The sequence below is a fragment of the Streptomyces sp. NPDC054847 genome, from assembly GCF_053610925.1.
Map to the genome: position 1 here is coordinate 1 of NZ_JBSGZJ010000795.1, position 1,143 is coordinate 1,143.

The 1,143-nt window shown below is 68.1% G+C and carries 1 protein-coding gene; it reads left to right on the forward strand.

Going from position 1 to position 1,143, the window contains the following annotated elements; genetic code table 11:
* The first annotated feature begins 384 nt into the window (after positions 1-384).
* On the forward strand, positions 385-1,086 hold the full coding sequence (locus tag ACWGH4_RS35295) for an aggregation-promoting factor C-terminal-like domain-containing protein (RefSeq protein WP_453468011.1): 702 nt from the start codon (positions 385-387) through the stop codon (positions 1,084-1,086).
* The last annotated feature ends 57 nt before the right edge of the window (positions 1,087-1,143 follow it).

A 1,143-nucleotide genomic window follows, 5' to 3' on the forward strand; every position in this document is an offset into this window, starting at 1 on the left:
CAAGTCACTTGACGCCGCCCGGCGAAGCGCAAGAGCGTAGCCGGGCGGCGTCGTGCTGTCCGCCGATTCCTTCAAAAGCCCTGGCTCAAACGGGGTGTGAGCTTTCACACGCAACGAAGAATTGCCTTGCGGCCTCGCCCTGCGGCAGAGTCTTGCTTCCGTCAGGCCCCGCATGCGACACATCCGCACCACGGTTGGTGCACAGCAACACACAATTCAAGACATGTCAGTCGCATGCCGCCCGCGAGCACAATGCGGCAGCTCCCCCGGGGAGTTGCCCACCGGGCCCGCGCCTCCCGTGACCCGATCAGTGGGGAGGCCAGCGTCAGGGGCAAGATTTCGCTCGCGGGGTCACCTGTGCGGGCGATGCTGGAAGGAAACCGTGTGAGCCGGATCTCGGTCCGGGGATTCGCAGTGGCTTCGGCTACTGCGGTCACCACCGTCGGCGCCGTCGTCGGCGTCGCGTCGGGCAACACCCAGACCTCGGGCGACAACCTCGAGGCGGCTGCCGCCGACACGACGCTCCTCGCGGACATTCCCATGGGCGAGCAGGCCCAGATCCAGGTGTCGTCCCTGACGCAGCAGGCCGATGCACAGGCCGCTGCCGCGGACGCGGCTGCGAAGAAGTCCGCCGAGGAATCGGCACGCATCCAGGCGGCCGAAACCGCCAAGGCGAAGAAGGAAGCCGCCGAGGAGAAGGCGAAGAAGGAGCGCGAGGAGGCCGCGGCCGCGGAGGCCCGCGCCAACCGCGACGCCGTCCGCGACGCGTCGAGCTTCTCCGCCCAGGCGTCCTACACCATCGCCGAGGTCCAGGCGATGGCGCGCCAGATGGTGCCCGCCGACCAGTTCCAGTGCTTCAGCAACATCGTGGACCACGAGTCCAGCTGGAACTACCGCGCGCAGAACCCGTCTTCCGGTGCGTACGGCCTCGTCCAGGCACTGCCGGGCTCCAAGATGTCGACCGCGGGTGCGGACTGGCAGACCAACCCGGCCACCCAGATCAAGTGGGGCCTGAACTACATGGACAGCCGCTACGGCAGCCCGTGCGGCGCCTGGTCGTTCTGGCAGGCCAACCGCTGGTACTAGTCGGCCTCCGGCCCGCCGGTCGCTCAACTTTTCGGAGCCCCTCACCGTCCTACGGTG